Consider the following 3799-nt stretch of genomic DNA (forward strand, 5'->3'; position numbering starts at 1 on the left):
CTACATCCCTCCCCCCAAGCCGCGTAATATGAGTTATGTAAAATACTCGTTTTCTGTGTTGTTTTTGCTCGTCAATTTGTTCGCGCTTGCTACAGCCAGTCCTCACAGCGCAGTCCCTCCACACGGCGGAACTCGCTGAGGTTGCCGGTGACCACCACCAGTCCGCGGCTCCTTGCGTGGCCTGCAATCATCAGGTCGTAAGCACCGATGACCTGCCCGGTGCGCTCCAGTACTGTGCGGATCTCCCCCGCATGCGCTGCTGCGTCTGCGTCGAAGGCCAGCACATCGAGCCGCGCTGCGAAGCGCTCCACCTCCCGTCTGTTCTCAATCGGGCGTGCCGACTTACCGGCTCCGTGCAGCAACTCCATCAGCACCACAGTCGAGATGCAGAGCGACCCGGCCTCGGCGTTGAACCGCGCCCGCAAGCCCTGCGGTCGATCTCGCAGCACACGGATGCAGAGGTTCGTGTCCAGCAGATAGCGCAGCATTAGAAGCGCTCGCGTTCCTCAGCCTGCGGCTGTTCGCGATCCGGCAGATCAATACCGGGTGCGCCAAAGAAGTCGTCCCAACTGGTATCAGCCGGTACGATGACCCGGCGCGTGCCGTCGCGCAGGATCGCGACTTCCCTAACGCCTTCTGGAAAGGCCACACCCTTCGGCAAACGTACAGCCTGTGTCCGGTTGCTTCGAAAGAGAGTGGTCCGGGTCATGTGAGCCTCTCGGGATATACATTGCATATATCCCGACCGTGCCCAGGTGCAAGGCTCAGGAAGGCCTAGACACGCGAATCAGGCTGAATCAGTGTCTTGAGGTGCTCTGTTTAGATCATCCGCCACTGTGACCCGCCCCCTTCGCTCGCATCAGCAGCGCCTCGCGGGCGTGATTGAGGCGATTGCCACCCGTGAAACCGAAGCGCGCGACGTCCTAGCCGCGGTCACCCCAGGCGGTGGCAAGTCGCTGTTGCCGGTGATCGCGGCAAGCCGCCTGATTGCCACCGGGATCGTCGACCGCATCTGTTGGGTCGTGCCGCGCGACAGCCTGCGGCTCCAGGCGGAGGAAGCCTTCGCCGATCCTTACTGGCGTGAGGCGCTACGCCACAGCCTGTCGGTGCGCGCCGCCGATAACACCCCCGACCCGAGCCGAGGGCTCGCCGGCTATATCACCACCTACCAGGGCGTCGCCGCGGCCCCGGATCTGCACCTGGCCGAGTTCAGGCGCCATCGCACGCTGCTCGTGGTGGACGAAGTGCACCACCTTCCTGCGCTGGCGGACATCGACCCAGTGGCGGCCGCACAGGAGATGGAGGAGGACCAGGCCAGTGCCTGGTCACGCGCCATCCTGCCGCTGCTCGAATGCGCCCGCGTGCGACTGCTGCTCTCGGGCACGCTGGAGCGCGCCGACGGCAAGGGCATCCTCTGGCTGCCCTACCGCAAAGGCCCCAAGGCGCGCACGCGGGAGGTGGCGCTGGATGCTGAGGGCTGGGCCGTGGTCGGCTACTCCCGCGCTCAGGCACTTGCCGAGCGCGCCGTGCTGCCGGTGACCTTCGGCGCGCTCGACGGCGAGGCCAGCTGGCGCGATGAGGACGGAAACGAGCTCGGCCCCCATCGGATCTCCGGCCTGCACCCCGACGAGACCACCCGCCCTGCCCTCTTTACCGCGCTCCGCACCGGCTTCGCCGAGGTTCTGCTGCGCGAGGCCTTCCTCGCCGTCCGCAGCCTCCGCGCGCGGCGACGCCAGGTGCGCGGTCTGGCACCCGCCGAGCCCGCGCGTGGTCTGGGCAAGCTGCTGGTAGTGGCCCCAGACCAGGCGACCGCGCGGCACTACCTTGCCGTGGTGCGGCAGTGGATCCCGGCGGCGCAGGCCGAGGCCGTGGCCCAACTCGCCACCTCGGATACGCCGCGGGCGCACGAGCTGCTGGCCGCCTTCCGGCTGATGCCGGAGCCCTCGGTGCTGGTGACGGTCGCCATGGCCTACGAAGGGCTGGACGCGCCGGAGGTCGCGGTGGTGGCGGCCCTCACGCACATCCGCTCTCGTCCCTGGCTGGAGCAGATGGTGGCGCGCGCGACGCGGGTGGACCCACATGCCGGTGCCTACGAGGCGCAGCAAGCACTGGTCTTTCACCCGGACGACCCGCTCTTTGGCCTGTTCCGCCGGCGCATGGAGACGGAGCAGGGCACCTTGGCGCGCCGTCCGAAGCCGCGGCGCGAGCAGTCCACGCTGCCCGCCTGGCTGCTGGATCAGCTTCCCGCGCCCAAGGAGGGCATTGTGCCGCTCTCTTCGAACGCGCTGGCCATGCGCTACGACCGGCTCGCGCCGGGGCCGGAGCTGGCGATGCGCCGCCCCGAACAGGAGGAGGCCCAAGGGGAGCTGCTGGAGGTGCCCTCCGTTGCTGAGCGGCGCCTGCGCATTCGCCTCGGCGAGATGGTGGCGGCGCAGGCGGTGGAGGACGAGGCAGGTGCGGCCGGGCTGCGCGGAGGGATCGCGGGACCAGGGCTGTATCACCGCTACAACGCGGCCCTGAAGCGCGTCACCGGGGACAAGGCGCGCGCCGCCATGACACTCGCCGAGCTGGAAGCAGCCGTGGGCTGGCTGGAGCGTAACCGGCTCGCGGACCACCTTCACTTGTTGGACCACGATCCCCGTTATGCCTGGTCCGCCCGCAAGCGAGGCGAGTGGAAGCCGCCCACCGGGCGTGCAATGCGCTCTCGGCCTGAGAACCCCCCCTCCCCTGCTACTTGAACGATGGATTGCCGACGGTGGTTCGAGTGTTGCCGGGCACAGGCCATGACCACACGGCACGATCGGGCAGCTCGCGGCCGACCTGAACGCCGCCATCAGGAAGGAGATCATCCAGACCGGCCGCTTCTCGCTGCCTGACTTCGGCAGCTTCACCGTGCGCGAGACCGCCGAGCGCACGGCGCTGAACCCGCGCGCGGGCGAGAAGGTGCAGTTGAAGGCCGGCGCAACCATCAAGTTCAAGGCCAGCGCGTCCCTTAAGGAGGCGGCCTTCGCGGGCGCCAAGAAGGCCAAGCGCAAGGCCACCAAGAGCAAGGCGGGCTGACCGTCAGCCGGACTTCCCGAGCGGCCATCGAGCGGCGCAAGAGGTCTGGCCAGCCTCGCCTCCGCCGGCAAGTTCTTGATTTGTTCAGTCCGCGTCGGCACTCTTTGCCAATGCAGCGCCTAGCCCGATTCGCCTCGTGTTGTCTGACCGTCACACCCGTCGAGGTAAGGCGCGCGGGCGATCGGCAGGGGCGAGGTGCATCCACACCGCGCTGAGCAGCACGGCGTCGAAGCTCAGCCCGAGGCGGGCAGTGGTGGCGAGCGCGGGAAGGCGGTTGTCGAGCCAGCGGATGCGCGGGGATGGGTGCTGCCCCTCGGCGATCCGGCGCAGGCCGGCCGCGGGCTCGACTGCGACCACGTCGTGGCCGAGATCGGCCAGCCACGCGGCGTCACGGCCGCTGCCGGCACCGACGTCCAGCACCGGCGCAGGAGCGACTGGCAGCAGGTCGGCAAGGCCGCCATGCAACACTGCGGCGGGTAGGGCCTCGTGGGCCACAGCCAGGGTCGCGGCATGGCGGTCGTACCAAGCAATGGCGTCCGTCGGGGGCAGGGTCACACGGGAGACCTACGCCATGCGCCGCCTCGCTGGCAGTGCCAGCGTATCCTGGCCGGGGGCTGGGCACCGATGAATTCGCTCTGCCCGCAAGTGAACTCGTCGCGAAGCGGACCCAGGCTGCCGCGGTGAACGTGGAGTGCTAAACTTGCTCGTCCTCCATCCCTCTCCGGCATCCTTCCGCTGA

Annotated in this window: 5 protein-coding genes; 2 read left to right on the forward strand and 3 right to left on the reverse strand. The window is 68.4% G+C overall.

The window, feature by feature from the left end; translation table 11 throughout:
• Positions 1-89: 89 nt before the first annotated feature.
• On the reverse strand, positions 90-488 hold the full coding sequence (gene vapC, locus D9599_RS30255) for a tRNA(fMet)-specific endonuclease VapC (RefSeq protein WP_198385051.1): 399 nt from the start codon (positions 486-488) through the stop codon (positions 90-92).
• On the reverse strand, positions 488-709 hold the full coding sequence (vapB, locus tag D9599_RS30260; RefSeq protein WP_198385052.1) for a type II toxin-antitoxin system VapB family antitoxin: 222 nt from the start codon (positions 707-709) through the stop codon (positions 488-490). Before vapB ends, vapC begins: the two co-directional genes overlap by 1 nt.
• A 127-nt stretch (positions 710-836) precedes the next feature.
• Here vapB and D9599_RS30265 point away from each other — a divergent pair, with 127 nt between their 5' ends.
• Together D9599_RS30265 and D9599_RS30270 are read left to right on the forward strand one after the other, a co-directional pair.
• Positions 837-2738 (forward strand): DEAD/DEAH box helicase family protein, encoded by a 1902-nt coding sequence (locus D9599_RS30265; RefSeq protein ID WP_198385053.1) that lies wholly within the window; start codon positions 837-839, stop codon positions 2736-2738.
• A 61-nt stretch (positions 2739-2799) separates the two neighbouring features.
• The gene (locus D9599_RS30270) at positions 2800-3060 is read left to right on the forward strand and encodes an HU family DNA-binding protein (RefSeq protein ID WP_198385055.1); all 261 of its coding nucleotides are present in this window, start codon (positions 2800-2802) and stop codon (positions 3058-3060) included.
• Positions 3061-3210: 150 nt separating this feature from the next.
• Here D9599_RS30270 and D9599_RS30275 read toward each other — a convergent pair whose 3' ends face one another.
• Positions 3211-3615, reverse strand: coding sequence for a bifunctional 2-polyprenyl-6-hydroxyphenol methylase/3-demethylubiquinol 3-O-methyltransferase UbiG (locus D9599_RS30275; protein ID WP_198385054.1), 405 nt, complete (start codon positions 3613-3615; stop codon positions 3211-3213).
• Positions 3616-3799: the final 184 nt, after the last annotated feature.

This window comes from Roseomonas sp. KE2513 (assembly GCF_016107305.1).
Taxonomy (GTDB): domain Bacteria; phylum Pseudomonadota; class Alphaproteobacteria; order Acetobacterales; family Acetobacteraceae; genus Roseomonas.